Below are 24,280 nucleotides of genomic sequence, written 5' to 3' on the forward strand. Positions count from 1 at the left end.
TCCGGCGGATGACATCGTTCGGCCGAATGGCTAAGCTCGGTTCGATCTCGCGATGGGCCTGAGTTCATACTGGATCGCCTCCCCGCTCAGCAGGATTCGCTCCAGTATGAAATTGATGTTCGCGGCCCTGGCCGCCCTCGCCTGCACGGCCGGGTCTGCGCTCGCGCAAGACAAGACGCCAGAAGAAGTCGCCGCTGCTGCTGCCGCGTCCGCCGCCCGGGCTTCGGCCCTTCTTGAGGCCAATACCCGGCCGATCGCCTTTGACGGCGGCCTGTCCGGTCCCGGCGCCGACTTCCTCCGCGACCAGACGCAGAAGGCCCAGTTCGTCCTGGTGGGCGAGACCCACAACGACCGCGACACTCCCAGGTTCGTCGGGGCCCTGTTCGACAGTCTGCGGGACTGGCGCGCTTTCGACACCCTGGTGGTCGAGGTGGACCCGGTCGCCGTCGACACGCTGAAACTGCCCGCCAACCGCGGCAGGGCCGAGGCGGCGGCCGATCTGGCCCGTCGCTATCCCAACCATATCGGCTTCGCCTCGGATCAGGATCTGGAGCTGATGGCCCATGCGGCGGGCGTGGCTGACCTATGGGGCATAGAACAGGTGCAGGGCGCCGAGCCTCTTCTCGAAGAACTGACGACCCTCGCGCCCAACGCCGCCGTGCGCGCTCAGGTCGAGACCCTGCTGACCCAGGTGAGGTCTCTCGAGACGCGGCGCGATCAGTTCGGGGCCTTCCTGCATGGGGACGTCGAAACCCTGCCTCGGCTCCAGGCCCTGACGACGGCCTTCGCCGCCGCGCCCGACTCGCGGGCGGCCTTCCTGCTGGAGACGCTGACGACCTCGGCCGAAATCTACTCCTATTACCGTCGCGCTCGGGCGGGCGAGCCGGTCGGCCTGTATAACAACACCGTGCGCGAGGCGCTGATGAAGCGCCTCTTCCTGCGCCAGTATCGCGCCGCCGAAGCCGCCGGCCGCACGCCCCGCGCCCTGTTCAAAATGGGCGCCTGGCACATGTATCGCGGGCGCAATCCGAACCAGGCCTTCCCGATCGGAAACTTCATCCACGAGTTCGCTATCGCCAACGACGCTGAATCCTACAGCGTCTACGTCCTGGCGCAGGGTGAGCACACGCGCGAGCCGTCGTGGATGGCGCCCCTGTCGTCCACCCCGGATCAGCCGGTCGTCATCGACCTGCGCGCGCTGCATCCGACCGCCAGCCTGTTCGTCGCCCAGGTTCCGGTCGAACATCAGGCGGCCCTGCGCGACTTCATCTACGCCTTCGACGCCGTGGTGATCCTGCCGAACAGCGAGAAGGCGAGCTTTGATCGTACGGGCTTCCCCTCGCGCTAGCTCACGGCGGGCGGGCGCCTCAATCCTCGTCCTCGATATGGTGGATCTGGTCGTCGTCGAGGCCGAGGTGGTGGCCGATCTCGTGGATCAGGACATGGGCGATGATCTCGGCCAGGCCCACGTCGCCGCGCTCGCACCATTCGTCGAGGATGGGGCGACGATACAGAAAGATGCGCGAGGGCTCGGGGGCGGGGCCCATGCCGTCCCGCTCGCCGATATGAACCCCGGAATAGAGGCCGGTCAGCTCGAAGGGATCTTCGATCTCCAGGTCCTTCAGCGTCTCCTCGTCGGCGAAGTCGTCGACGCGGATCACCACCTCGCCGGCCGCCTGTCGGAACAGGTCAGGCAGATCAGCAAAGGCCGCTTCGGCCAGGCGGGCGAAGTCGTCGAGCGAAGGGGCGGACTGGTCGTTCCACGTCTGGGTCATGCCCTGGATATCGCCCGCGAGCGGCTGCGCCGCAATCGGCCGTCTCGCCGCATCGCAAATCGCGCAATCAGGGTATGGTAAACGCGAATCGGTCGGCGTCCGCATGGCGCCGGCCGGCGAATGGGTGAATTTTCCGGGGACAGGATGGCCGAGGCCGACATCGCCTATGTGGCCACTGCGGGCGCAGCCGGCCTGGCGCTGGCGATCAGCGCCTGGGCCTGGCGGCTGCGCAAGCGTCTGGGCGCGCGCGAGGCCGAGGTCGAGGCCTGGCTGGCGGGCGAGCGCGCTCACGCAGCCGCCTGCGAGGGGGCGCTCAACGTCTTCGATGACGTGCGGCTGGCCCTGACGCCGGAAGGCGGGGCCCAGTCGGTGTTCGGCGCTCCGGAGGCCCTGGCCGTTCTGGCGCCGGGACGCGAGGGCATCGCCGCCGCCGAGGCCATCGTTCAGGCCCTGCACGAAACCCATACAGGCCATATGGCGGGGCTGGTTGAGCGCGGCGAGGCGTTCGAGACCCTGCTGGAATCCGCAGACGGCGCCTGGGCGGTCGAAGGGCGCGCGCTCGGCGGCTCGGCCTGGCTGCGGCTGTCCAGACTTGGCGGCGCCGAGACGGCGGCCGACGCGGGCCTGGGCGCTCTGGCGGAGGCTTCGCCGGCGCCGACCTGGGTGATCGACGGCGCCGGGCAACTGGTCTGGGCCAACAAGGCCTGGCTGACGGAGGTCCGCGCCGAAACCCTGGTCGAAGCCCGCGAGACGGGGCTGAGCTTTGATCGCGGCGCCGACCTCATCGTGGCCGAGGCCTCGCGCCTGAACGCGCGTCAGGACGGCTTCCGCTGGGTGTCGTCGGACGGTCGCCGCCGCGCCTGGCGCATCCTGGCCGAGCCTCTGGCGGGCGGTCGTGGCGCCGTCATCGCCTTCGCCATCGACATGACCGAGGCCGAGGAGACGCGCGACACCCTGCGCCGCCATGTCGAGGCCCACGACGAGACCCTGAACCACCTGGCCGACGCGGTGGCCATCTTCGGCCCGGCCAAGCGGCTGGCCTTCCACAACACCGCCTTCCAGCAACTGTTCAACATCGACCCGGCCTGGCTGGACGAACGTCCGACCCATGCCGAGCTGCTGGACCGCCTGCGCCAGAAGCGCCAGCTGCCCGAGGTCATCGACTACGCGGGGTGGAAGGCGCGTGAACTGGACTTCTACGGCGCGGCGACCGCTGCGCCCGACGACTCCTGGTCCCTGCCCGACGGCCGGACCCTGCGGGTGGTGCGTCAGCCTCACCCCCTGGGCGGCATCCTGCTGATCTTCTCGGACATCACCGACGAGCTGCAGCTGCGCAGCCGCTACAACGCCCAGATCCAGGTCCAGACCGCGACGCTGGACAAGCTGAACGACGCGGTCGCCGTCTTCGGATCGGACGGTCGGCTGCGGCTGAACAACGACGCCTTCGAGACCTTCTGGGGCGTGACCGCCGACCAGTTGGCCGAGGCCGGCGACTTCGACGCCGTGGCCGCCCTGTGCCGCCCGGTGCTGGACGACGCCGCCCTGTGGCTGGGGCTGAAGGCGCGCGTCGCCGATCCCGACCCCGAAAGCCGCGTGCCGATCTCGGGCGAGGGCCGCACCGACGACGACCGTGTCGTCGCCTGGCAGACGCGTCCCCTGCCCGACGGCGCCACCCTGGTCGCCTTCTCCGACGTCACCGCCCGCCGCGAGCTGGAGCGTGCCCTGGCCGCCAAGGAAGCGGCGCTGGCCGAAAGCCAGGCGCTGAAGCGCGAGTTCGTCGGCAGCGTTTCGTATGAGCTGCGCACGCCGCTGACCACCATCGTCGGCTATTCCGAACTGCTGGAGGCCATGGGCGACCTGCCCGAGCGCAGCCGCCAGCACGCCGGGGCCATTCGTGTCGCCGCCAGCCATCTGGCCCGCTCCATCGACGACGTGCTGGACATGGCCCAGATTGACGCGGGCGAGATGGAGTTGACACTGGGCGACATGCGGGTCTGCGATCTGCTGGAGGCCTGCGCAGACAAGGTGCGCGGCAAGGTCGAGGGCCGGGGCGCCGCCCTGACGGTCGCCTGTCCGCCCCGTCTGAAACCGGTTCGCGCCGATGCTCGACGTATCGGTCAGGCCGTCGATCACCTGCTGGAGAACGCCTGCCGCGCCGTATCCGAAGGCGGGGCCGTGACCCTGACCGCCGAGGTCGGCGCAGGCGAGGTCCGCATTCGCGTCGAGGACACGGGCCGGGGCATTCCCTATCACCTGCAGGCCCACGTCTTCGACCGCTTCGTGCGGCGTGAGCGCGGCGGGCCGGGCGTGGCCCTGGCTCTGGTCAAGGCCCTGGTCGAGCTGCACGGCGGCTGGGCCGAGGTTCAGTCCGAACCGGGCAAGGGCGCGGCCTTCATCCTGCACCTGCCGGTTGAGGCCACGGCCCCCACGGCGGCCCCGGAACTGCTGCTGGGCTGATGTTTCGCCCATGTCGTGCTAGAGGGCCTGTCCAAGCCCTCTAGGACGTCCCCATGGCCGACACCACCCGCCCCCTGCTCAAGACCGCCATCATCTATGATTTCGATGGCACCCTGGCGCGGGGCAATATGCAGGAGGTCAGCTTCATCCCCTCGATCGGGATGACGCCGGCCCAGTTCTGGAACGAGACCGTCCGTCCCCGGACCATCGCCTCCGACGGCGACGGCATCCTCATGTATATGCAAATGATGCTGCTGGCCGCGCGCGAGCAGGGCAATCCCGTCACGCGACAGACGCTGCAGGACCACGGCCGCGACGTGGCCTTGTTCGAGGGCCTGCGAGACCGCAGCTGGTTCGACCGCATGAACGAATTCGGCGCCCAGTACGGCCTGGAGATCGAGCACTACATCATCTCCGCCGGTCTGGAGGAGATGATCCAGGGCTGCCCCATCGCCGAGGCCTTCACCCACGTCTTCGCGTCCAAGTACGCCTACGACGCCGACGAGGTCGCGGTCTGGCCGGCGGTGGGCGTCAACTACACCACCAAGACCCAGTACCTGTTCCGCATCAACAAGGGCGTGCACAACCACTGGGACGACGAGCGCATCAACCGCTTCATCCCCGACGAGGAACGCCCCATCCCGTTCGACCGGATGATCTTTCTCGGCGACGGCGACACCGACGTCCCGACCATGAAGATGATGCACACCAAGGGCGGCTTCTCCATCGCCGTCTATGACCCCGACAACACCCCCCGGGACCACAACAAGATCCACCGCCTGATCTCGGAAGACCGCGTCAACTTCGTCGCCGAGGGCGACTATCGCGAGGGCACGCCGGTCGACCTGATCGTCAAGGGCCTGATCGGCCGCATCGCCGTCAACTACGGCCGGATGCCGGCGGACTGACTGTGCGGTCGAGGTTCAGGGCGAAGGGCACATCCGCCCGCACCCCGCCGGCCAGCATATGGCGGCTGATCCGCTCGAACGCCTGAATGAAGACGGCCAGATCGGCGCGACGCGCGGGCGGCAGGTCGGCGGACGGCAGGCCCATCAGCTCCGCCTCCTGCTCGCAGCGCCAGTCCAGCACGGCGCCGAACGACGGCGCCTTCAGGAACAGAACGGCGTCGAAGCGGGCGAACAGGTCGGCATAGGGCCCGGCCAACGCTTCGTTGACGGCGCGTCGCCACACCCCCTGCCCGTCCCGCCTGTCTTCCAGCGCATTGATCGGCGTCGCCAGTTCCGCCTGGCCTTGCGCCGTCGCCCCCAGGCACCAGCCGTCCACCAGGACCGCCGACGGGCGGCCTGTGAACACAGGCCATTGCGCCTCGGGGCGGCGGTCGTCGGAAAGCTTGTCGAAGGCGGGCAGCGGCGTTCGGCTGTCGGGCCCGGCGTCGCGCAGGGCTTCCACCGTCCGTTCCAGCAGCCTCAGATCATGCGTGCCGGGCGGGCCGCGCACAGCGAACAGGGGATGGACCGCCCGGCCCCTGGTCTCACGCTCGGCCTTGGTCAGATAGACGTCGTCTAGCGATAGATGCGCCGCACCGAAACATTCGGCGGCGAGGCGGGCCAGCGTGGTCTTGCCCGACCCTTGCGCCCCGGCGATGCCGATCAGCGGGATGTGGCCGGGCCGCGCCAATCCCTGCTGTGAATGGGCGTTGATCAAGGCCCCGACCGCGTCCAGCAGCCGGGCGTCGATCATCTCAGTGTTGGCTTTGCGGCAGGCGCACGATCAGGCCGTCCAGGTCGTCGCTGACGCGGATCTGGCAGGACAGGCGGCTGTTCGGCTCGACGTTCTCGGCGAAGTCGAGCATCGACTCCTCCATGGCCGAGGGGCGACCCGTCTCGGCGGCGAAGGCCTCGTCGACATAGACATGGCAGGTGGCGCAGGCGCAGGCGCCGCCGCAGTCGGCGTCGATGCCCGGCACATTGTTGCGGATCGCGCCTTCCATGACGCTGAGGCCGTTCTTGACCTCGACCGCATGCTCGGTCCCGTCGTGCTCGATGTAGGTGATCTTGGCCATGCAGGCGTCTTAGCCCAGGCCGCGCGGGAGGCAAGCCCCGCCGCACGACGGGCATGAAAAACCCCCGGAGCCTGACGGCGCCGGGGGCGTTTCGGATCGGTAAGCCTGAAGGCCTAGGCCGCCGCGCGCTTGCGGCTCGGGGCCACCATCAGCTTCTTGGTCTCGGCGATCGCCTTGGCCGGGTTCAGCCCCTTGGGGCAGACCTGGGCGCAGTTCATGATCGTGTGGCAGCGATACAGCTTGAAGGGGTCCTCGAGGTCGTCGAGGCGCTTCTGGGTCGCGTCGTCGCGGCTGTCCGAGATCCAGCGGTAGGACTGCAGCAGGGCCGCCGGGCCGAGGTACTCTTCCTGGTTCCACCAGTAGCTGGGGCAGGAGGTCGAGCAGCAGGCGCACAGGATGCACTCGTACAGACCATCCAGCTTCTCGCGGTCGGCCGGCGACTGCAGGCGTTCCGTCTCCGGATCGGGATCGTCGGACTGGAGATAGGGCTGGATCGAGTCGTACTGGGCGTAGAACAGGCTCAGGTCCGTCACCAGGTCCTTGACCACCGGCTGGTGGGGCAGGGGGGCGATGGTGATGTTGTGCGACGAGCACTCGTCCATGCCCTTGGTGCAGGCCAGGGTGTTGCGACCGTCGATGTTCATCGAGCACGAGCCGCAGATGCCTTCACGGCACGAGCGACGGAAGGACAGGGTCGGGTCGATCTCGTTCTTGATGTGGATCAGGGCGTCCAGAAGCATGGGGCCGTGATCGTCGGACGAGACCTCGAAGCTGTCCCAGCGCGGATCGGAATCCGTCTCCGGGTCATAGCGGTAGACCTTGTAGGTCTTGACGTTCTTGGCGCCGGCCGGGGCCTTGTGGACCTTGCCGGTCGTGGGCTTGGAGCCGCGCGGGAGGGTGAGTTGAACCATCTGTCTGCTCTCCCTTAGTAAACCCGAGCCTTGGGCTCGATGTACGAGACGTCGTCGGTCATCGTGTACTTGTGCACCGGACGGTAATCGATCTGGACGCCTTCGCCCGGACGCTTCCACGCCAGGGTGTGCTTCATCCAGTTGACGTCGTCGCGGTCCGGATAGTCCTCGCGAGCGTGGGCGCCGCGCGATTCCGTGCGGTTGGCCGCGCCTTCGATGGTGACCAGGGCCTGGGCGATCAGGTTGTCGTACTCCAGGGTCTCCATCAGATCCGTGTTCCAGATCAGGCCGCGATCCGTGGTCTTGATGTCGGCGCCGGCGGCGTCGATCGCGCGCAGCTTGGCCACGCCCTCGTCCAGGGTCTTGCCGGTGCGGAAGACGGCGGCGTCCGACTGCATGGCCCGCTGCATTTCAAGGCGCAGCTTGGCGGTCGGGGTCGAACCCGAGGCGTTGCGGAAGCGGTCCAGACGGGCCAGGTGGGCGTCGGTCTGGGCCTTGGAGGCCGAGGGCACGGCCGAGTTCTTGTCCACGACCTCGCCGCAGCGCAGGCCGACGGCGCGGCCGAACACCACCAGGTCGGTCAGGGAGTTGGAGCCCAGACGGTTGGCGCCGTGCACCGAGACGCAGGCGGCCTCGCCCACGGCCATCAGGCCCGGAACCACGCTGTCGGGGTTGCCGTCGCGCAGGGTCAGCACTTCGCCGTGATAGTTCGTCGGGATGCCGCCCATGTTGTAGTGGACGGTCGGCAGGACCGGGATCGGCTCCTTGGTCACGTCGACGCCGGCGAAGATCTTGGCCGACTCCGAGATGCCCGGCAGACGCTGGTGCAGGATCTTGGGATCCAGGTGGTCCAGGTGCAGGAAGATGTGGTCCTTGTTCGGACCGACCCCGCGACCTTCGCGGATTTCGATGGTCATGGAGCGCGAAACCATGTCGCGCGGGGCCAGGTCCTTCACGGTCGGCGCATAGCGCTCCATGAAGCGCTCGCCTTCCGAGTTGGTCAGGTAGCCGCCCTCGCCGCGGGCGCCTTCAGTGATCAGGCAGCCGGCGCCATAGATGCCGGTCGGGTGGAACTGCACGAACTCCATGTCCTGCAGCGGCAGGCCGGCGCGCAGCACCATGGCGTTGCCGTCGCCGGTGCAGGTGTGGGCCGAGGTGGCCGAGAAGTAGGCGCGGCCGTAACCGCCGGTCGCCAGCACCACCATCTTGGCGCGGAACTGGTGCATCTGGCCGGTGTCGAGCTGCAGGGCGGTGACGCCGGTGCAGGCGCCGTCCTGCATGATCAGGTCCAGGGCGAAGTATTCGACGAAGAACTTCACCTCGCGACGGACCGACTGGCCGTACAGGGTGTGCAGGATGGCGTGGCCGGTGCGGTCGGCGGCGGCGCAGGTGCGCTGCACCGGGCCTTCGCCGAAGTTGCGGGTCATGCCGCCGAAGGCGCGCTGGTAGATCTTGCCTTCTTCGGTGCGGCTGAAAGGCACGCCCCAGTGTTCCAGCTCGTAGACGGCCTTGGGCGCGTTACGGACCAGGTATTCGATGGCGTCCTGGTCGCCCAGCCAGTCCGACCCCTTGACGGTGTCGTACATGTGCCACTGCCAGCTGTCCTCGCCCATGTTGCCCAGCGAGGCCGAGATGCCGCCCTGGGCGGCCACGGTGTGCGAGCGGGTGGGAAAGACCTTGGTGACGCAGGCGACCTTCAGGCCCTGCTGGGCGGCGCCGAGGGCCGCGCGCAGGCCGGAACCGCCCGCGCCGACGACGACGACGTCGTATTCGTGATCGATAAGCTCGTAAGCAGCCATGACGGGATCAGACTCCGGCGGGCAGCGGGGCGGAGCCCATCGCCACACGCACGATGAAGAAGATGCTGGCGGCGGCCAGCACGAGGAAGACGAGGTTCGACAGGTTGATCAGGGTCGTCCGGGCCGAGGGCGCGGGGACGTAGTCCTCGATGATCACCTTCCAGGCCAGGCTGGCGAACAGGAAGAAGATGATGGCGGTCAGGCCCAGAAGGCCGGCGTTCAGGGCGTTTCCGAACCAGGCGGTCACGGCCTCATAGCCGGCGCCCGCCAGGGTGAAGCCCGATGACAGGACCCACAGGCCCAGCGGCATCAGCGCCAGCAGGGCCAGCTTCTCGATCTTCCACTCGCCGGCGCCGTGGCGCTCGGAGATCTTCACATGGTTCTTGAACTTGGGGGCGGCGCTCACAGCGAAACCTTTCCGGCGGCGAACAGGACGACCCAGAACAGCACGGTCACGACCAGAGGGCCCCAGACCGCGATGTTGGCCATCAGATTGGCGGACTTCAGATCAAGGCCCTTGCCGGCGTCGTTGATCAGGTGGCGGGCGCCGTTCAGCAGGAAGGAGAAGAGGACCAGCGACAGGCCGAACCAGATGAACAGGCCGAAAGGCGAGGCCGAGCAGGCCAGAACCTTGGCGTAGGCCTCGGGACCCGCCGCGACGGCCGCGACCCAGCCCAGCAGCAGGACGGCGCCGATCGTGGCCGCGCCGATCGTGACGCGGAACAGGATGGAGGCCGTCATGGTCACGTGCCACCGCCAGACGTCGGTGAAGGGCGACATCGGCGCGACGTGGCCGTTGGGATGGCGGACGTAGCGGCCAGTCGGGTCGCCCGCACCCTGGGGAAGGTTCGACATGCGAATGATTCTCAAAAAACCTGTGGAAAAACAGGCCCGGTTGCAGTGCGATAGGCTTTAGTGACCGCAAAGGCCGGGTGTCAACGAAGCGGGGCGGATAAGCGCCGCGGATCGCAATTTCCTGATCAGGCCTCGCGAACGGCTCGCAAAAACGCCGCCTTGACGGGCTCCGACAACCGAAGCGCGCCGGGCCGCCCCCAGATCGGATCGGGCCACAGGCCGTCGTCGCGGCGTCGGCCGACGACGTGGACGTGCAACTGGCGGGTGACGTTGCCCAGGGCGGCGGTGTTCAGCTTGTCCACCGGCCGGTCAACCGCCTGACCCAGGGCGCGCACCAGGGCGCCCGCCCGCACGATCTCCTCCATCAGGGCCGCGCGCTGGGCCGGCGTCAGGTCGTCCAGCTCGACCGCGTCCTCCGCCCGGGGCAGCAGGATCAGCCAGGGAAAGCGAGCGTCGTCCTGCAGCCGCACCTGGCACAGCGGCCAGTCGACGGCGAAGACGGACCCGGCCTCGAAAGCGGGATCGGCTTTGAAATCGGTCATGTCAGATGCTCGTCCTCGAACCAGCGCAGGCGATAGGCGTTCATCGCCGTCGTCGCCAGCCGCGTGGTCAGCCGCCAGTTGACCACGGCCCCGATCGGCGCCCCGATGACGGGGATCAGCTGCGCCATCTTGGCCAGGTCGATGTAGTCGCGATACTCCAGCTGGAACCTGCGCCAGTCGAAGTCCTGGATGCGTTCGGGCTGGTGCAATCCCTTGCCCGCGGCCTCCAACGCGGCCAGGGCCTCGGGCCGATGTCGGGCGCTGGAAAAGGCCAGCTGGAAGATGCGCAACAGATAAAGCCGCTCGGGAAGGGTCTTGCCCGAGTGGCCGTACAGGGCGCCGATCTCGGCCAGAAGCTTGACCTTGATGGCCAGAAGGGCCGGAAAATCCGCCGCCGCCAGCAGGAAGCCGCCGGCGCCCGCCACCCCGCCCTCGACGCTGGCCGTGGTGCGATAGAGGTCGACGCGGGTCTGGATCAGCGCCTCGCGGGTCCGCAGATCGCCATGCAGCAGGGGCTTGGCCGTGGTCCACTCGGCCCCGGTCAGGATGCCTCGCGTCGTCATCTCGACGCCCGAGGTCACGATCTGGTGCACCCGTTCGGGAATGATCCCGTTGATCCGGTCCTGCGTCGCTCGCGTGGCCGTGTCCCACAGGCCGGGACGGCGCAGCTGGCGTTCGCGCCAGACCTCGGCCTCGGCCAGGACGCGGGCATCGTACTGGTGATCGTCTTCCGCAGGGGTCATCGCGTCTCTCTGGATCCGGCGACCCTCGCAGGGGCCGACGAAAGGCGCAACGCCCGACGCTTGCTCCCGCTCCGCTGCGGGTCTAGACCGCCCGCCATCGAGTACCGTTTCGCACACGCAACATCGACTGGAGAGACCTGTATGGCTCGCGCGAAGATCGCCCTTATCGGCGCCGGAATGATCGGCGGAACCCTGGCCCACGTGGCCGCGCGCGAAGCGCTGGGCGACGTCATCCTGTTCGACATCGCCGAAGGCACGCCGCAAGGCAAAGCCCTCGACATCGCCGAGGCCTCGGCCGTCTTCGGTCAGGACGTGGCCCTGAAGGGAGCCAACGACTACGCCGACATCGCGGGCGCCGACGTCTGCATCGTCACCGCCGGCGTGCCGCGCAAGCCGGGCATGAGCCGCGACGACCTGATCGGCATCAACCTGAAAGTCATGAAGGCCGTCGGCGAGGGCATCAAGCAGCACGCCCCCAACGCCTTCGTCATCTGCATCACCAACCCGCTCGACGCCATGGTCTGGGCCCTGCAGAAGTTCTCGGGCCTGCCCAAGGAGAAGGTCGTCGGCATGGCCGGCGTGCTGGACTCGGCGCGCTTCGCCTACTTCCTGGCTGAAAAGACCGGCGTCTCGGTGCAGGACATCCACGCCTGGACCCTGGGCGGTCACGGCGACGACATGGTGCCGATGGTGCGCCACTCGACCGTCGGCGGCCTGCCGCTGCCGGACGCCGTCGCCGCCGGCTTCCTGTCGCAAGCCGATCTGGACGCCATCGTCGAGCGCACCCGCAAGGGCGGCGGCGAGATCGTGGCCCTGCTGAAGACCGGCTCGGCCTTCTACGCCCCGGCCGAAAGCGCCATCGCCATGGCCAAGTCCTACCTGCTGGACCAGAAGCGCGTCCTGCCCTGCGCCGTCTGGCTGTCGGGCGAGTACGGCCTGTCCGACCTCTACGTCGGCGTCCCGGCCCTGATCGGCGCGAACGGCGTCGAGAAGATCGTCGAGTTCACCACCAACGACGACGAGAAGGCCATGTTCGCCAAGTCGGTCGAGTCGGTGAACGGCCTGATCCAGGCCTGCAAGGACATCGAGCCTTCGCTGGCCTAAGGGCGCCAACGCGAGCCGCGCGGCGGCTTGCTGCTTGAGCGCTTAGGCGTCTGCATTGGAAAGGGCCGCATCCTCGGATGCGGCCCTTTTTCGTGCGTGGAGAGCGGCCGTGTCAGGCGTGAACCGGCTCCGGCGCCTCATCGTCCTCGCCCCGCTGCTCCAGCCAGGACGCGCTGCGCATTTCGTTCAGGCGCGACACCGTGCGCTCGAACTCGAACGCCCCGACGCCCTCGGCGTAGAGGGCCTCGGGCTCGGCCTCGGCCAGGACCACCAGCCGGGTCTTGGCCTCGTAAAGCGCGTCGATCAGGGTCACCAGACGCCGCGCCTCGTGATGGTTGGCGGGGCTGAGCCTCGGCACGTCGGACAGGAACAGGGTGTGGAAACGCCGGGCGATGGCCAGATAGTCCTGCGGCCCCAGCGGCGAGCCGCACAGTTCGCTGAAGCTGGCGCGCGCCATGCCGCCGACCGTGCGCTGCACCCGCACCTGACGCCCCAGCACCGGCAGGGCCGCCGGCTCCTCGGGCTCGCCGCCCTTGAGGTCCGACCACAGGGTCTCGAACCCCGTCCGCGCCGCCTCGTCCAGCGGCGAGAACCAGACCTTCGCCCCGGCCATGCGGTCCAGGCGGAAGTCGCGCGCGCCCGCTGTCTCCACCACCTCGCACCGCTCGCGCAGGATATCGATGAAGGGCAGGAAGAGCTGGCGGTTGATGCCGTTCTTGTAGAGGTCTTCGGGCGCGCGGTTCGAGGTCACCGCCAGGACCACCCGCTTTTCGAACAGGGCCTCGAACAACCGGCCCAGGATCATGGCGTCGGCGATGTCCGTGACCTGCAGCTCGTCAAAGCACAGCAGTCGCGCTTCCGAGGCGATCAGGGCCGCAATCGGCGGGATGGGGTCGTCGCCCTTACTGGTTCCGAACACCGTCTTGCGCGTCCGGCTGTCGCCCTCGCGCCACTGTTTCACCAGGTCGTGGATGCGGGCCATGAAGGCGTGGAAGTGGGCGCGGACCTTCTTCTGCTCGGGCGTGGCCGAGTAGAAGAGGTCCATCAGCATGGACTTGCCGCGTCCCGGCGGCCCCCAGATGTAGATGCCCCTGACCTCGGGCGGGCGGCCGAACAGGCCCTTCTTCGCCAGATCCGTCTCCAGCCGTTCCAGTTCGGCCAGCAGCTCCAGCTGCTGCGGATCGGGGGCGATGACGCCTTCCTCGACGCGGATGTCATAGGCGTTGCGGATGCGAGAAGTCATGGTCAGCGGCATAGCCCCACAGGGCGGATCAGGGAAGGCGAGGGCGCGTCACGCCCCTTGAAGCAGGATTTTGGTGAAAACTGGTTGCTTCGCGCCTGCGAAAGACCCAAATGCAGAACCGCTTTTCTCCCCAGCGCCCCTTCTAAGGATATTCTGATCATGGGCTATCGCGTCGCCGTCGTTGGCGCCACCGGCAATGTCGGTCGCGAAATGATGAACATCATCGAGGAACTGAACTTCCCCGTCGACAAGATGCACGCGATCGCCTCTCGAAAATCCAAGGGCGTGGAGGTCGCTTTCGGCGATCAGACGCTGAAGTGCGAGGATCTGGAGCAGTTCGACTTCTCCACCGTCGACGTCGTGCTGATGAGCGCCGGCGGCGCGGTGTCCAAGGCCTGGTCCGAGAAGATCGGCAAGGCCGGCCCCATCGTCATCGACAACTCCTCGGCCTTCCGCATGGACGACGACGTGCCCCTGATCGTGCCGGAGGTGAACCCCGACGCGGTCAAGCTGGCGCGCAAGAAGAACATCGTCGCCAACCCCAACTGCTCGACGGCCCAGCTGGTCGTGGCGCTGAAGCCCCTGCATGACGCGGCCAAGGCCAAGCGCGTGGTGGTCTCGACCTATCAATCCGTGTCGGGCGCCGGCAAGGAAGGCATGGACGAGCTGTGGAACCAGACCAAGGCCATCTACGGCCTGGGCGACGCCACGCCCAAGAAGTTCCCCAAGCAGATCGCCTTCAACGTCATCCCCTACATCGGTTCCTTCCGCGACGACGGCTACACCGACGAGGAAGCCAAGATGTGGGACGAGACCCACAAGATGATCGACCCGTCGATCAAGCTGACCGTCACCTGCGTCCGCGTGCCTGTCTTCGTCGGCCACTCGGAATCCGTGACCGTCGAGTTTGATCGCCCGATCGAGCCGGACGAGGCCCGCGAGATCCTGCGCGAGGCCCCGGGCGTCCTGGTCATCGACAAGCTGGAGCACGACGGATACGTCACTCCGGTCGACGTGGCCGGCGAGCACGCCGTCTACGTCAGCCGCATCCGCAAGGACCCGACCGTCGAGAACGGCCTCAGCTTCTGGGTCGTTGGCGACAACCTGCGCAAGGGCGCGGCCCTGAACGCCGTCCAGATCGCCCAGTTGCTGGACGAGACCGGCGTCATCACCCCGTCCAGCGGCTACCGCAGCCTGACGGTGTAAGAAGGGGCCCCTAACGCCCCGCGCGCGGCGCGGGGCTGCTTGAGGGGCTTTGTGTTTCTCTTGAAGTCTCCGTCGCGCTTGGCGCGGCGGAGGCCGAAAGGTCCGCCCGGTGACCGCGTCCTCCTCCCAGTCCTCGTCCGAAGCCCGCGCCGCCCTGATGGCGGGGGTGGGCTGTTACCTGCTCTGGGGCTTCATTCCCCTGGTCTTCCAGCAGATGGCGCATCAGGGCGCCGACGCCTGGGAAATCATGGGCCACCGCGCCGTCTGGGGCGTGCTGTGGGCTCTGCTGCTGGTGCTCGTCGCGCGCCAGTGGACCCAGGTGGTCGCCGTCTTCCGCCAGCCCCGGGTTCTGGGCTGGCTGGCCCTGTCGGCAGTTCTGATCGCAACCAACTGGACCACCTATGTGGTGGCGGTGAACAACGGGCGGACGCTGGACGCCTCGCTCGGCTACTACCTCAACCCCCTGCTCAACATGGCCGCCGGGGCCTGGTTGTTCCGTGAACGGATCGACCGGTTCGGCACCGCCGCCATCGCCCTGGCCGCCGTCGGCGTGGTGCTGCAGACCCTGGCCCTCGGCCACGCCCCCTGGGTGTCGCTGCTGCTGGCCTTCAGCTTCGCGGGCTACGGCATCATCAGGAAGCGCGTTTCGGTCGACGCACAGACCGGGCTCTTCATGGAATGCCTCTTGCTGGCCGCCCCCGGACTGGCCTGGGTGATCTTCATCGAGATGACGGGGCAGGGCCATTTCACCGCCTCGCCCGCCGCCACCTTCTGGCTGCTGTTCGCCGGTCCGGCCACGGTCATTCCCCTGGCCCTCTTCGCCTGGGCGGCGCGGCGCATGCCCCTGTCCAGCATGGGCTTCCTGCAGTTCCTGGCCCCGACCATCGTCTTCTTCATCGGCATGATCCAGGGCGAGGCGCTCGGAGCCCTGCGCATCGCCTCCTTCGCCTTCATCTGGCTGGGGGCCGTGGTCTTCGCCGTCGGCGCGGTGGTCAAGGTCCGGCGCGGCGCCCGAACCGCCGAGACCATCGTTGCGCCCGAACCCGGCCTGCTGGACGATCCCGCCGAGGACCGCATGGCGGCCCTGGATGACGCCACGCGCCGTCCGCGTTGAGCTTGGACGGCGTTCCAGCCTAGAAGGGGGGATGATCCGCGCACGTTCCCTCGCCGTCCTCGCCCGTTCCCTTGTCGTGGCCGTCGCCCTGACGACCGGCTCGACCGCCTGCGCCCAGAGCATAGGGACGCAGGGCGACGAAGTGATCCGCACCGCCCGGACGGAAGCGCCCGCTGCGGTCCTGCCGCCAGTCGCGGTGCCGACCACGGCCGAGACCTTCGACGCCGTCAGCAACACCCTGGACGCCGCCGCCGAGGCCTGGTCCTCGGGCGACGTTGAGGCGGTCATGGCCACCTATGTGGCGGACGAGCCCCTGCTGGTCTTCCTGGGCGACACGCCGGTCAAGGGCCCTGACGCCGTGCGCGCGGCCCTGCAGGCGCGCGCCGCCCAGCCCGGCGGCCTGGGCCAGATGACCTATGAATGGTTTGAAACCCTTCAGTTCGATGTCAACACCACGGTGGTTTCGGGCCGGGTGGTGATGCGCCGCGACGGCAAGACCCACCGGGGCCTCTTCACCCGCGTCCTGCGCCGCACCGAAGACGGCTGGCGCATCGTCCATGATCAGCTGGCCTGGGGCCCCGACGCCTGAGGCGATCACACGGACCTTGCGCATGACGTGAGGGACCGATCTCAACGAATTTCAGGGATTGCAGGAAAAAGACCCCATTCGGCTCGCCCTGTCCGCAACCTGCGCCAGACTAGGGACGGTCTTTGACATCGTCCGCCCGCTCATTGTGATGCCCTCTCCGGACGGAAGAGGGGCGCTGACCTTCATTGCACCATTTGCACTGTTTTTTTCGCGGCGCCGTGCAATCCGGTCGCCCTACAGCGCGGCGTAGAGCGCCTCGATCAGCCGCAGGGCGCGGGGATCGCCGATCAGATGCGGCGACTGACGCGTCATGACATAGGCGGCTGAAATCCGGGCGTCGGGATCGGCGAAGGCCATCGAGCCGCCCCAACCGCAATGCCCCGCCGCCATCGGGTTCGGCCCGAAGACGTTCAGCCCTTCATTGCGGGTGAAGCCCGCCGCCCAGCTCATGACATAGGGCAGGACCCGGTCCTGGCCGTGGATGCGTTCGCGCGTCGCCTGAGCCAGCGTCTCTTCCGACAGGACCGCTCGACCATCGAGCGCCCCGCCGTCCGCGACGATCGCCATCATCCGCGCCAGATCCCTGGCCGTGCCGTGCAGGTTGGCCGAAGGGATCTCCGCCATCCGCCACTCGGTCGAGCCGCGCCCGCCCGGCGCCGAGCCGCGGTCGAGGAAGGCGGCCTTCTTGATCGCGTCGATGGGACCCAGGTCCGGCGCCGCCGCCGGCTTGCGCAGTTGGGCCACGCGGCCGTGCTCGCTCTCGGGCAGACCGATCCACAGGTCCAGGTCGAAGGGGGCGGCGAAGTCCTCGCGCAGGGCCGTCCCCATGGTCCGTCCGTCGACGATACGGAACAGCTCGCCCGCCAGATAGCCGATGGTGATCGGATGATAGCCCGACGCCGTGCCCGGCTCCCACAGCGGGGCCTGGGCCGCCAGCTTGTCCAGCACAGCCTGGCGGTCGAACCAGATGGCCGGCTCGACCCCGTCGGAAAAGCCCGGCAGGCCCGACTGGTGGCTCATCAGCTGACCCACGGTCAGTCGATCCTTGCCCGCCGCGCCAAAGGCCGGCCAGTGGTCGGCGACGCGGTCCTCATAGGACAGCAGGCCCTTGTCCACGCAGTGCGCGATCATCAGGGCCATGACCGACTTGCCGGTCGAGAAGACCGGAACCAGAGTCTTGTCGGTAAAGGCCTGGTTCCCGGCCAGGTCCGCCGACCCGGCCCACAGGTCCAGCGCGACCTCGCCCTCGATCACGACCGAGAAACGCGCGGCCAGCTCGTTCAGCCCCTCGGGCGCCTCGACGAAGTTGGCGGCGAAGGCGTCCTTCACCGCATTGAAACGGGCCGGGCAGAGGCCGTGGATTTCAGGCGTTTGGGTCATGGGGGCGGTCTAGCGCGTCAGGCCGCCGGGGTCACGGCTTGCGCGCATCCGCCGAGGCGTTGCGCGCCGCCGCGAACTCGTCGCCCGGCTTCCACGCCGGCCAGTCACGCGAGTTGGCCAGGGCGGCGCCGACTTCATACAGCAGCTGAACGTCTGCGGCGGCGGCGTCCATCTTCCACTCGGGCGTCCATTCGTCCGTAGGCTGATGATAGCGATTGGCGACATAGTCGCGGCTGGCGGCGTTGTGGCCGGTGAAGCCCGCAGCGGCGAACAGGGCGGGCACGCCCTTCCGCGCCAGGGGGAAGTGGTCGGAGCGATAGAAGGCGCCGGCCTGGGGCGCCGGATCGGGGATCAGGCGACGGCCTTCGCGCCCGGCGAAGACGGCCAGCCGGTCGTCCAGATCATTCTTGCCCGCGCCGATGACGACGATGTTGGGGTCGATCTCGGTGCCCGGCAGCAGGCTGTCCATATTGATGTTGGCCACCGTGGTCTCCAGCGGCCAGACCGGGTTGGCGGCGTAGTATTCTGCCCCAAGCAGGCCCGTTTCCTCGGCGGCCCAGCTGACGAAGACGGTCGAGCGCTCGGGGCGCGGCCCCTCGGCGAACAGGCGCGCCAGTTCCAGCACCCCCGCCACGCCGGTCGCGTTGTCGACGGCGCCGTTATAGATGTCGTCGCCGTTCTTGGGCGTGGCGCGGCCATAGGCGTCCCAGTGGGCGCCGAACATGACCGTCTCGTCGGGGTGGGTCGCGCCGGGCAGGCGGGCGATGACGTTGCGGGTCTGCACCCGGTCGGCGATCTGGCCGAAGTCGATGGACATGGTGACCCCTTCCAGCGCCACCGGGCGGAAGTCAGGCGTGCGCGCCTGGGCCTTCAGCGCGGCGAAGTCGAGCCCGGCGTCCTGGAACAGCTTCTCGGCCACCGCGCCCTGGATCCAGCCCTGGGCCGCCACGCGCTCCTTGTCCGGGTCGGCGCGGACGATGTCGAACTTGGGCGCTGTCGAGGAGTTCTGCAGCGTCGACCAGGGATAGCCCGCCCCGGCCGTGTCGTGGATCACCAGGACCCCTGCCGCGCCCTGCGCCGCCGCCTCCTGGAACTTGTAGGTCCAGCGGCCATAGAAGGTCATGGCCTGGCCGTCGAACTGGCCCGCCACCGGATGGCCTTCCGGCGCGCCGAAGTCGGGGTCGTTGACCAGGACCAGCATGATCTTGCCGCTCAGATCGACGCCCTTGTAATCGTCCCAGCCGCGTTCCGGCGCATCCACGCCATAGCCGACGAAGACCAGGGGCGCGTCGGTCAGGGTGATATGATCCACCGGGCGATCGGAGGAGACGATGACGTCCGTGGCGCGGTTCAGCGCCGTCTTCTGACCCTGGCTGGTCACGCTGATCGTCGCCGGGCCGTCCTGCTTGGTGCGGCTGACCTGGGCCACCTGGACCCATGACCCGTCAGGCCCGCCGGGCTCCAGACCGAGAGCCTGAAACTGCGCCGACAGCCAGGCGATGGTCTTGTCCTCGCCCGGGGTGACCGGGGCGCGGCCCTCGAACTCGTCCGAGGCCAGAACCCGTGTCGCCTCGCTGAGCCGCGCCGGATCGACGCGACCGGTCGGCGCCGTCTGAGCCAGGACCGAGGTCGAGGTCATCAGGACGGCGATCAGGCCAAGGGCGGCGGCGGAACGGGACATCGACATGAAGAGCGCACTCGGTCAGCTAGGGAAGGCGGACACGCTGCCCCCTCCCGCCGCGCCTGTCGACCCCCGCCTTGGTCGATCAGCGCCCGTTCAGCCAGCCCAGGACCCCGTTCGCCGCCACCACGCCCGAAGCGAAGGCGGCCTGCAGCAGATAGCCGCCGGTCGGCGCCTCCCAGTCCAGCATCTCCCCGGCCACGAAAACGCCGGGCCGGGCCTTGAGCATCAGCCGCCCATCCACATCGCCCAGCCTCACGCCGCCCGCCGAGGAGATGGCGCGGTCCAGGCCCTGCACCCCGGTCAGCGTCAGGGTCAGGCCCTTGATGCGGGCCGCCAGCGCCTCGGGTTGGCTCGGCGGAGACCCGGCCTCACGCAGCAGGGCCACGCCGAGGGGATCGAGGTGAACGGTCTTTCTCAGCCAGTTCGACAGGCTGTCCTTGCCGCGCGGCTTCGACAGGCGCTGGGTCAGGGCCTCCAGCGACTGGTCGGGACGCAGGTCCAGCGTCAGCGTGGCCTGACCATCGCGCTCGACGGCGTCGCGCAGATCGGCCGACAGGGCGTAGACGGCCCCGCCTTCGATCCCGTAGGCGGCCAGCATGGCCTCGCCCCGCACCGTGCGCCCGGCATGGGTCAGGGACACGCCCTTCAGCGGCCGACCGGCGAAGCGGTCGCGGAACAGGGGCGACCAGGCCACGTCGAAGCCGACATTGGCGGGACGGAAGGGGGTGACGACGGCTCCCGCCGCCTCCACCGTCGGAACCCAGGCGGCGTCGGAACCCAGTTTCGCCCAGCTGGCCCCGCCGAGCGCGAGGACCACGGCGTCGGCCTGCTCCAGCCACTCGCCCTCGGACGTCTCGATGTTGAGGGCGGCGTCTTGCCAGCCGGTCCAGCGCGACCGGGTGCGGATCTCGACGCCCAGCCCCTCCAGCCGCGCCAGCCAGGCGCGCAGTAGCGGCGAGGCCTTCATGGCCTTGGGAAACACCCGGCCCGAAGAACCGACGAAGGTCTCCTGCCCCAGACCTTCGGCCCAGGCGGTCAGGTCGGCGGGCGAGAAGGCGTCGAGCCATCCAGCGATGCGCGTCCGCGCCGGGGCGTCATAGCGGTTGAGGAACGGCGCCAGCGGCTCCGAATGGGTCAGGTTCAGCCCGCCGCGCCCGGCCATCAGGAACTTGCGCGCGACCGAGGGCATCCGTTCGTAGACGACGACGCGCAGCCCGGCCGAGGCCAAGCGTTCGGCCGCCATCAACCCGGCGGGGCCGGCGCCGATCACGGCGACAGTGTGAGGCGTGGAGGAAGGCGCGTCGGTCATCACGCCTTCCTAGACCGGAACGTCTGCGAACGGCATACGCTCTCTCCCTATGAGCGTCGCCTTCACCCGAGAAGAAGATCTGGAAGCCACGGCCGCCGACCTGGTGGACCGCCCGGTCTCGCCCCATCCCAACCACGTCACGCCCGAAGGCCTGGCCATGATCGAGGCGGAGCTGGCTGCGGCGCGGGCGGCCTATTCAGGGGCGCAGGTCAAGGGCGCGATCGAAGCCGACCGCACCGCCATGGCCCGGGCCACGCGCGACCTGCGCTACTGGTCGGCGCGGCGGGCCTCGGCGCAGCTGCTGGAGACGACGCCCGACGGGCGCGTGCGCTTCGGCGGCTCGGTGACCATCGAGCGCGAGGACGGCCGCACCCAGACCTGGCGCATCGTCGGCGAGGACGAGGCCGATCCCGCCAAGGGTTCAGTCAGCCATGTCTCGCCCCTGGCCCGCGCCCTGATGGGCAAACGGGTCGGCGACGAAGCGACCGTGGCCGGTCAGTCGGTCGAGATCGTCGCCGTCGACTGAAGGTGGAGGCTTCTAGAAGCCGCCCGTCCCCTTCTCTCTGGCCACCGGCTGGAAGTCGCGCACGAAGCGTTCCAGCAGGCGCACGCTGAAGCCCGCCGATCCCGCCGGCTTGACGTCGCTGGCGCCGCCATAGGCCATGTTGGCGATGTCCAGATGGGCCCAGGGCGTCTCCGGCCGGGCGAAGTAGCCGATGAAGTGGGCGCCGGTCCCCGCGCCCGCGCCGCCCTCGCCCGAGTTCTTGATGTCGGCGATGGTCGAGCTGGTCGCCGCCACATAGGAGGGATGCAGGGGCAGGCGCCACAGGCGTTCGCCGGTGGCGTCGCCCGCCGTCTTCAACTGGTCGGCCAGGGCGTCGTGGCGGCTGAACAGACCGGCGTAGTCACTGCCCAGCGCCCCGCCGACCGAGCCGGTCAGGGTGGCCACGTCGACGATGGCGGCGGGGTTCAGCCGCGTGTCGGCCCAGACCACGGCGTCGGCCAGAACCAGGCGGCCTTCGGCGTCGGTGGAGATGATCTCGATGGTCTTGCCGTTCATGGCGGTCAGGACGTCGGCGGGGCGGATGGCGTTTCCGTCGGGCATGTTTTCGGCCAGCGCCGCCACGGCGGCGACATCGACCGGGGCGCCCGCCTTGGCCAGGGCCAAGACGGCGCCGACGACGCTGGCGGCGCCCGACATGTCCATCTTCATATTGCCCATGTTGGCGCCCGGCTTGATCGAGATGCCGCCGGAATCGAAGGTGATGCCCTTGCCCAGCAGGGCGACGGGGCCGGCGTCAGGCGCGCCCTGTCCCTTGTAGCGCACCACCAGCAGGCGCGGCGGACGCGGCGAGCCCTGTCCGACGCCGAGCAGGGAACCCATGCCGAGAGCCTGCATGGCGGGGACGTCCAGCACCTCGATCTCGACCCCGGGCACGCCGGCGAAGGCGGCGCGGGCGCGCTCCACGAAGCTTTCGGGATAGATGACGTTGGCGGGCTCGTTCGAGATGTCGCGGGTCCAGGCCATGGCCTCGACCAGAGACGCGCCACGACGGTAGGCGGCCTGGGCGGCGGGGACGTCATCCGCGATCAGGGTGATCCCGCCGGGCGCGGCGGCGTCGCGGCCAGTGGTGCGGTGCAGGTCAGAGCGATACTGACCGAGGCCGAGGCCGGCGGCCAGTTCAGAAGCGCTGTCGGCCGACAGGCCCGCAGTCAGGACGGTCATCGCACCCGGCTGGGCGATCAGAGCGCGACCGGCGACGATGCCGGCGGTCTGGACATCGGCGGCCTTGGCGTCAACGGGCAGACCGACCACCAGAATGCGGTCCCAGCCGCCGACGCCGTGCAGGCTCAGGGTCTGGCGCGCCTTGTAGTCGAAGTCGGCGGCGGTCAGGGCGGCGGCGACGGCGTCACGCACCTCAGGCGTCAGCGCGGCGCCCCGCGTGACCAGATCAGTCTCGGCGCCCAAGGGCAGGACCAGGGCGTCCGAGGCCTGGCCGGGCGTGGCGGCGAAGGTCACGGCGCGTTGTTCGGCCGGGGCGGCGCGGGGCGTCAGGTCGCGGGCTTCAGCGGCGGCGGCCCGGCGGGATTGGGCCTCAGCCGGCAGGGCGACGGTCAGGCTGACGGCGGCCAGAGCGGCGGCGGCGGCGAAGGTCGGGATGGTCTTGGTGCGGCGCATCGGAGCCCCCTCGATGTCGATGAAGGGAGTGTTATGGCCAGGGTCGCCGGAGCGGCGCAAACCGTTCCGGCGACGCAGCCCCTGACCGCGACGCCGTGTCGCGGTCAGCCGCGCATGGGGGTCAGGCGGGGGCGCGGCGAGCGCGCAGCCTCGGCCGGGGCCGGGCGCTCAGAGGGCTCGCCGCGGGCGCAGAAGTCTTGGCGGCGTCCAGCAGGGCGCCGATCCAGCCCCACGCGGGTTCCTTATGAGTGCGGTACATTTCTTCCATCGGTCGTCCTCCTTTCGTGAAGCCTGAATATGCCGTTGACGTGGAGGGTCCACAAACGAGACAACAGGGTTCACGCATAAGGCTTGCTTATGGTTGACGTCCTTGCTCGCATCCCCGTCGACGCCCTGAGGGTGTTCGAGACCGCCGCGCGCCTACTCAGCTTCACCCGCGCGGCCGAGGCCCTGGGCATGAGCCAGGCGGCGGTCAGTTGGCGCATTCGCGACTTGGAGCAGAGGCTGGATCGCGCCCTGTTCGTGCGCGGCATGCGGCAGGTGTCGCTGACGCCGGAGGGCGAACGGCTGGCCACAGCGGCGATCGAGGCCATGACCCTGTTGCGGCGCGCCGTGGCCGACGTGGTCGAGGCGGATCAGGGCGTTTTGGCCATCACCACGCTGCAGACCCTGGCGACCCAGTGGCTGGCGACCCGGCTGGGGTCCTTCCAGCTCGACAACCCCGATCTGGCGGTGCGGGTGGACACGAGTCCGACCCTGTCGATGCTGGGCGCCGACGGGCTGGACGTGGCGCTGCGGTTCGGCTCGGGCCAGTGGCTGGGGCTGGAGAGCCGGTTCCTGATGCCCGCGGTCTTCACCCCCCTGTGCACCCCTGCCATGCGCGATCGGCTGGACCTGCAGACCCCCGCCGATCTGAAGCGCGCCCATCTGGTCGGCGAGCCGAACGAATGGGCCGCCTGGTTCGCCGCCGCCGAGGTCGCGCTCGCCGACACGGCCCCGCCGCCGCGCCTGACGGCCGACAACCAGGCCATGGAGGTGGCGGCGGCTCTTGGCGATCAGGGCGTGGCCCTGGGCTCGCCCATCCTCTACGCGCGCGAGATCGAGCGGGGCCTGCTGGTTCGTCCCTTCAGCCAGACCGTCGCCCTCGCCGAGGGCTACTGGATCTGCTACCCGCCCGCCCGCCGCCTGACCCCCAAGATCGCCCGCTTCCGCGACTGGCTGCTGGACACGGCGCGGTCCGACCCTGCGGTGGTCGCGGGCGCGCGGCTGGCTGGGCGTGAGGTGGGGGAAATCGGAGGGTAAAGCGCACAGAAAAAAGGGCGGGATCTTTCGATCCCGCCCTTCTGTCGTCGTAGCGTGGGTCAGCG

23 protein-coding genes are annotated in these 24,280 nt (G+C 69.0%); 9 read left to right on the forward strand and 14 right to left on the reverse strand.

Annotated elements, in window-relative coordinates; all coding sequences use genetic code 11:
- The first annotated feature begins 106 nt into the window (after positions 1-106).
- On the forward strand, positions 107-1,348 hold the full coding sequence (locus B4A39_RS00745) for a hypothetical protein (protein ID WP_292032183.1): 1,242 nt from the start codon (positions 107-109) through the stop codon (positions 1,346-1,348).
- Positions 1,349-1,367: 19 nt separating this feature from the next.
- On the opposite strand, the gene B4A39_RS00750 is transcribed toward B4A39_RS00745, so the two are convergent.
- Positions 1,368-1,775 (reverse strand): metallopeptidase family protein, encoded by a 408-nt coding sequence (locus B4A39_RS00750; RefSeq protein WP_292032185.1) that lies wholly within the window; start codon positions 1,773-1,775, stop codon positions 1,368-1,370.
- A gap of 144 nt (positions 1,776-1,919) precedes the next feature.
- Between B4A39_RS00750 and B4A39_RS00755 the strand changes: the two genes are divergently transcribed.
- Positions 1,920-4,232 carry a sensor histidine kinase gene (locus B4A39_RS00755; RefSeq protein ID WP_409449578.1) on the forward strand — a complete coding sequence of 771 codons (2,313 nt, stop codon included), beginning with the start codon at positions 1,920-1,922 and terminating at the stop codon, positions 4,230-4,232.
- A 53-nt stretch (positions 4,233-4,285) separates the two neighbouring features.
- Entirely contained in the window at positions 4,286-5,140 is an 855-nt protein-coding gene (locus tag B4A39_RS00760; RefSeq protein ID WP_292032189.1) for an HAD family hydrolase, read from the forward strand.
- Here B4A39_RS00760 and B4A39_RS00765 read toward each other — a convergent pair.
- The 8 genes from B4A39_RS00765 to B4A39_RS00800 form a co-directional block, all read right to left on the reverse strand.
- The gene (locus B4A39_RS00765) at positions 5,112-5,933 is read right to left on the reverse strand and encodes a kinase (RefSeq protein ID WP_292032192.1); all 822 of its coding nucleotides are present in this window, start codon (positions 5,931-5,933) and stop codon (positions 5,112-5,114) included. The two genes, B4A39_RS00760 and B4A39_RS00765, sit on opposite strands and share 29 nt — an antisense overlap.
- 1 nt (position 5,934) lies before the next feature.
- Complete coding sequence (locus tag B4A39_RS00770) at positions 5,935-6,255, reverse strand: 2Fe-2S iron-sulfur cluster-binding protein (RefSeq protein ID WP_292032194.1); 321 nt, start codon at positions 6,253-6,255, stop codon at positions 5,935-5,937.
- Positions 6,256-6,368: 113 nt separating this feature from the next.
- Entirely contained in the window at positions 6,369-7,166 is a 798-nt protein-coding gene (locus B4A39_RS00775; RefSeq protein ID WP_184266994.1) for a succinate dehydrogenase iron-sulfur subunit, read from the reverse strand.
- Positions 7,167-7,180: 14 nt separating this feature from the next.
- Positions 7,181-8,965 (reverse strand): succinate dehydrogenase flavoprotein subunit, encoded by a 1,785-nt coding sequence (sdhA, locus tag B4A39_RS00780; protein ID WP_292032201.1) that lies wholly within the window; start codon positions 8,963-8,965, stop codon positions 7,181-7,183.
- A gap of 7 nt (positions 8,966-8,972) precedes the next feature.
- On the reverse strand, positions 8,973-9,371 hold the full coding sequence (locus tag B4A39_RS00785) for a succinate dehydrogenase, hydrophobic membrane anchor protein (RefSeq protein ID WP_292032203.1): 399 nt from the start codon (positions 9,369-9,371) through the stop codon (positions 8,973-8,975).
- Entirely contained in the window at positions 9,368-9,820 is a 453-nt protein-coding gene (sdhC, locus tag B4A39_RS00790) for a succinate dehydrogenase, cytochrome b556 subunit (RefSeq protein ID WP_292032205.1), read from the reverse strand. The genes B4A39_RS00785 and sdhC overlap by 4 nt, the downstream gene beginning before the upstream one ends.
- Positions 9,821-9,945: 125 nt before the next feature.
- Positions 9,946-10,362 (reverse strand): HIT domain-containing protein, encoded by a 417-nt coding sequence (locus B4A39_RS00795; protein ID WP_292032208.1) that lies wholly within the window; start codon positions 10,360-10,362, stop codon positions 9,946-9,948.
- On the reverse strand, positions 10,359-11,105 hold the full coding sequence (locus B4A39_RS00800) for an EcsC family protein (RefSeq protein WP_292032210.1): 747 nt from the start codon (positions 11,103-11,105) through the stop codon (positions 10,359-10,361). The genes B4A39_RS00795 and B4A39_RS00800 overlap by 4 nt, the downstream gene beginning before the upstream one ends.
- A 141-nt stretch (positions 11,106-11,246) precedes the next feature.
- Here B4A39_RS00800 and mdh point away from each other — a divergent pair, with 141 nt between their 5' ends.
- A complete protein-coding gene (gene mdh, locus B4A39_RS00805; protein ID WP_292032212.1) occupies positions 11,247-12,209 on the forward strand; it encodes a malate dehydrogenase in 963 nt (320 codons plus the stop codon).
- A 112-nt stretch (positions 12,210-12,321) separates the two neighbouring features.
- Here the strand turns inward: mdh and zapE are convergent, their stop codons facing one another.
- Positions 12,322-13,452 (reverse strand): cell division protein ZapE, encoded by a 1,131-nt coding sequence (gene zapE, locus B4A39_RS00810; RefSeq protein WP_292032214.1) that lies wholly within the window; start codon positions 13,450-13,452, stop codon positions 12,322-12,324.
- Between the two features lie 159 nt (positions 13,453-13,611).
- On the opposite strand from zapE, the gene B4A39_RS00815 reads away from it, so the two are divergent.
- The 3 genes from B4A39_RS00815 (at position 13,612) to B4A39_RS00825 (ending at position 16,361) form a co-directional block, all read left to right on the forward strand.
- Entirely contained in the window at positions 13,612-14,658 is a 1,047-nt protein-coding gene (locus B4A39_RS00815) for an aspartate-semialdehyde dehydrogenase (RefSeq protein WP_292032215.1), read from the forward strand.
- A gap of 157 nt (positions 14,659-14,815) precedes the next feature.
- Positions 14,816-15,772, forward strand: a complete 957-nt coding sequence (gene rarD / locus B4A39_RS00820; RefSeq protein ID WP_409449579.1) for an EamA family transporter RarD — start codon at positions 14,816-14,818, stop codon at positions 15,770-15,772.
- A gap of 31 nt (positions 15,773-15,803) precedes the next feature.
- A complete protein-coding gene (locus B4A39_RS00825; RefSeq protein WP_292032219.1) occupies positions 15,804-16,361 on the forward strand; it encodes a YybH family protein in 558 nt (185 codons plus the stop codon).
- Between the two features lie 234 nt (positions 16,362-16,595).
- On the opposite strand, the gene B4A39_RS00830 is transcribed toward B4A39_RS00825, so the two are convergent.
- The 3 genes from B4A39_RS00830 to B4A39_RS00840 all read right to left on the reverse strand — a co-directional run bounded on the left by B4A39_RS00830 (position 16,596) and on the right by B4A39_RS00840 (position 20,734).
- Positions 16,596-17,741: a serine hydrolase domain-containing protein gene (locus tag B4A39_RS00830; RefSeq protein WP_292032221.1), complete on the reverse strand. Its 1,146-nt coding sequence runs from the start codon at positions 17,739-17,741 to the stop codon at positions 16,596-16,598.
- 31 nt (positions 17,742-17,772) lie between these two features.
- On the reverse strand, positions 17,773-19,428 hold the full coding sequence (locus tag B4A39_RS00835; protein WP_292032223.1) for a M28 family peptidase: 1,656 nt from the start codon (positions 19,426-19,428) through the stop codon (positions 17,773-17,775).
- Positions 19,429-19,507: 79 nt separating this feature from the next.
- Positions 19,508-20,734, reverse strand: coding sequence for an NAD(P)/FAD-dependent oxidoreductase (locus B4A39_RS00840; protein ID WP_292032225.1), 1,227 nt, complete (start codon positions 20,732-20,734; stop codon positions 19,508-19,510).
- Between the two features lie 49 nt (positions 20,735-20,783).
- Between B4A39_RS00840 and greA the strand changes: the two genes are divergently transcribed.
- A complete protein-coding gene (gene greA / locus B4A39_RS00845; RefSeq protein ID WP_292032228.1) occupies positions 20,784-21,260 on the forward strand; it encodes a transcription elongation factor GreA in 477 nt (158 codons plus the stop codon).
- 12 nt (positions 21,261-21,272) lie between these two features.
- On the opposite strand, the gene B4A39_RS00850 is transcribed toward greA, so the two are convergent.
- Complete coding sequence (locus tag B4A39_RS00850) at positions 21,273-22,913, reverse strand: leucyl aminopeptidase (RefSeq protein ID WP_292032231.1); 1,641 nt, start codon at positions 22,911-22,913, stop codon at positions 21,273-21,275.
- Positions 22,914-23,270: 357 nt separating this feature from the next.
- Here B4A39_RS00850 and B4A39_RS00855 point away from each other — a divergent pair, with 357 nt between their 5' ends.
- Entirely contained in the window at positions 23,271-24,215 is a 945-nt protein-coding gene (locus B4A39_RS00855; RefSeq protein ID WP_292032233.1) for a LysR substrate-binding domain-containing protein, read from the forward strand.
- The last annotated feature ends 65 nt before the right edge of the window (positions 24,216-24,280 follow it).

This window comes from Brevundimonas sp. UBA4553, assembly GCF_002387245.1.
Taxonomy (GTDB): domain Bacteria; phylum Pseudomonadota; class Alphaproteobacteria; order Caulobacterales; family Caulobacteraceae; genus Brevundimonas.

What these genes read in the sequence shown, in the direction of transcription:
- B4A39_RS00745 (WP_292032183.1), top strand. Translation starts at nt 107, where the DNA reads ATGAAATTGATGTTCGCGGCCCTGGCCGCCCTCGCCTGCACGGCCGGG.
- B4A39_RS00750 (WP_292032185.1), bottom strand. Translation starts at nt 1,775, where the DNA reads ATGACCCAGACGTGGAACGACCAGTCCGCCCCTTCGCTCGACGACTTC.
- B4A39_RS00755 (WP_409449578.1), top strand. Translation starts at nt 1,920, where the DNA reads ATGGCCGAGGCCGACATCGCCTATGTGGCCACTGCGGGCGCAGCCGGC.
- B4A39_RS00760 (WP_292032189.1), top strand. Translation starts at nt 4,286, where the DNA reads ATGGCCGACACCACCCGCCCCCTGCTCAAGACCGCCATCATCTATGAT.
- B4A39_RS00765 (WP_292032192.1), bottom strand. Translation starts at nt 5,933, where the DNA reads ATGATCGACGCCCGGCTGCTGGACGCGGTCGGGGCCTTGATCAACGCC.
- B4A39_RS00770 (WP_292032194.1), bottom strand. Translation starts at nt 6,255, where the DNA reads ATGGCCAAGATCACCTACATCGAGCACGACGGGACCGAGCATGCGGTC.
- B4A39_RS00775 (WP_184266994.1), bottom strand. Translation starts at nt 7,166, where the DNA reads ATGGTTCAACTCACCCTCCCGCGCGGCTCCAAGCCCACGACCGGCAAG.
- sdhA (WP_292032201.1), bottom strand. Translation starts at nt 8,965, where the DNA reads ATGGCTGCTTACGAGCTTATCGATCACGAATACGACGTCGTCGTCGTC.
- sdhC (WP_292032205.1), bottom strand. Translation starts at nt 9,820, where the DNA reads ATGTCGAACCTTCCCCAGGGTGCGGGCGACCCGACTGGCCGCTACGTC.
- B4A39_RS00795 (WP_292032208.1), bottom strand. Translation starts at nt 10,362, where the DNA reads ATGACCGATTTCAAAGCCGATCCCGCTTTCGAGGCCGGGTCCGTCTTC.
- B4A39_RS00800 (WP_292032210.1), bottom strand. Translation starts at nt 11,105, where the DNA reads ATGACCCCTGCGGAAGACGATCACCAGTACGATGCCCGCGTCCTGGCC.
- mdh (WP_292032212.1), top strand. Translation starts at nt 11,247, where the DNA reads ATGGCTCGCGCGAAGATCGCCCTTATCGGCGCCGGAATGATCGGCGGA.
- zapE (WP_292032214.1), bottom strand. Translation starts at nt 13,452, where the DNA reads ATGACTTCTCGCATCCGCAACGCCTATGACATCCGCGTCGAGGAAGGC.
- B4A39_RS00815 (WP_292032215.1), top strand. Translation starts at nt 13,612, where the DNA reads ATGGGCTATCGCGTCGCCGTCGTTGGCGCCACCGGCAATGTCGGTCGC.
- rarD (WP_409449579.1), top strand. Translation starts at nt 14,816, where the DNA reads ATGGCGGGGGTGGGCTGTTACCTGCTCTGGGGCTTCATTCCCCTGGTC.
- B4A39_RS00825 (WP_292032219.1), top strand. Translation starts at nt 15,804, where the DNA reads ATGATCCGCGCACGTTCCCTCGCCGTCCTCGCCCGTTCCCTTGTCGTG.
- B4A39_RS00830 (WP_292032221.1), bottom strand. Translation starts at nt 17,741, where the DNA reads ATGACCCAAACGCCTGAAATCCACGGCCTCTGCCCGGCCCGTTTCAAT.
- B4A39_RS00835 (WP_292032223.1), bottom strand. Translation starts at nt 19,428, where the DNA reads ATGTCGATGTCCCGTTCCGCCGCCGCCCTTGGCCTGATCGCCGTCCTG.
- B4A39_RS00840 (WP_292032225.1), bottom strand. Translation starts at nt 20,734, where the DNA reads ATGACCGACGCGCCTTCCTCCACGCCTCACACTGTCGCCGTGATCGGC.
- greA (WP_292032228.1), top strand. Translation starts at nt 20,784, where the DNA reads ATGAGCGTCGCCTTCACCCGAGAAGAAGATCTGGAAGCCACGGCCGCC.
- B4A39_RS00850 (WP_292032231.1), bottom strand. Translation starts at nt 22,913, where the DNA reads ATGCGCCGCACCAAGACCATCCCGACCTTCGCCGCCGCCGCCGCTCTG.
- B4A39_RS00855 (WP_292032233.1), top strand. Translation starts at nt 23,271, where the DNA reads ATGGTTGACGTCCTTGCTCGCATCCCCGTCGACGCCCTGAGGGTGTTC.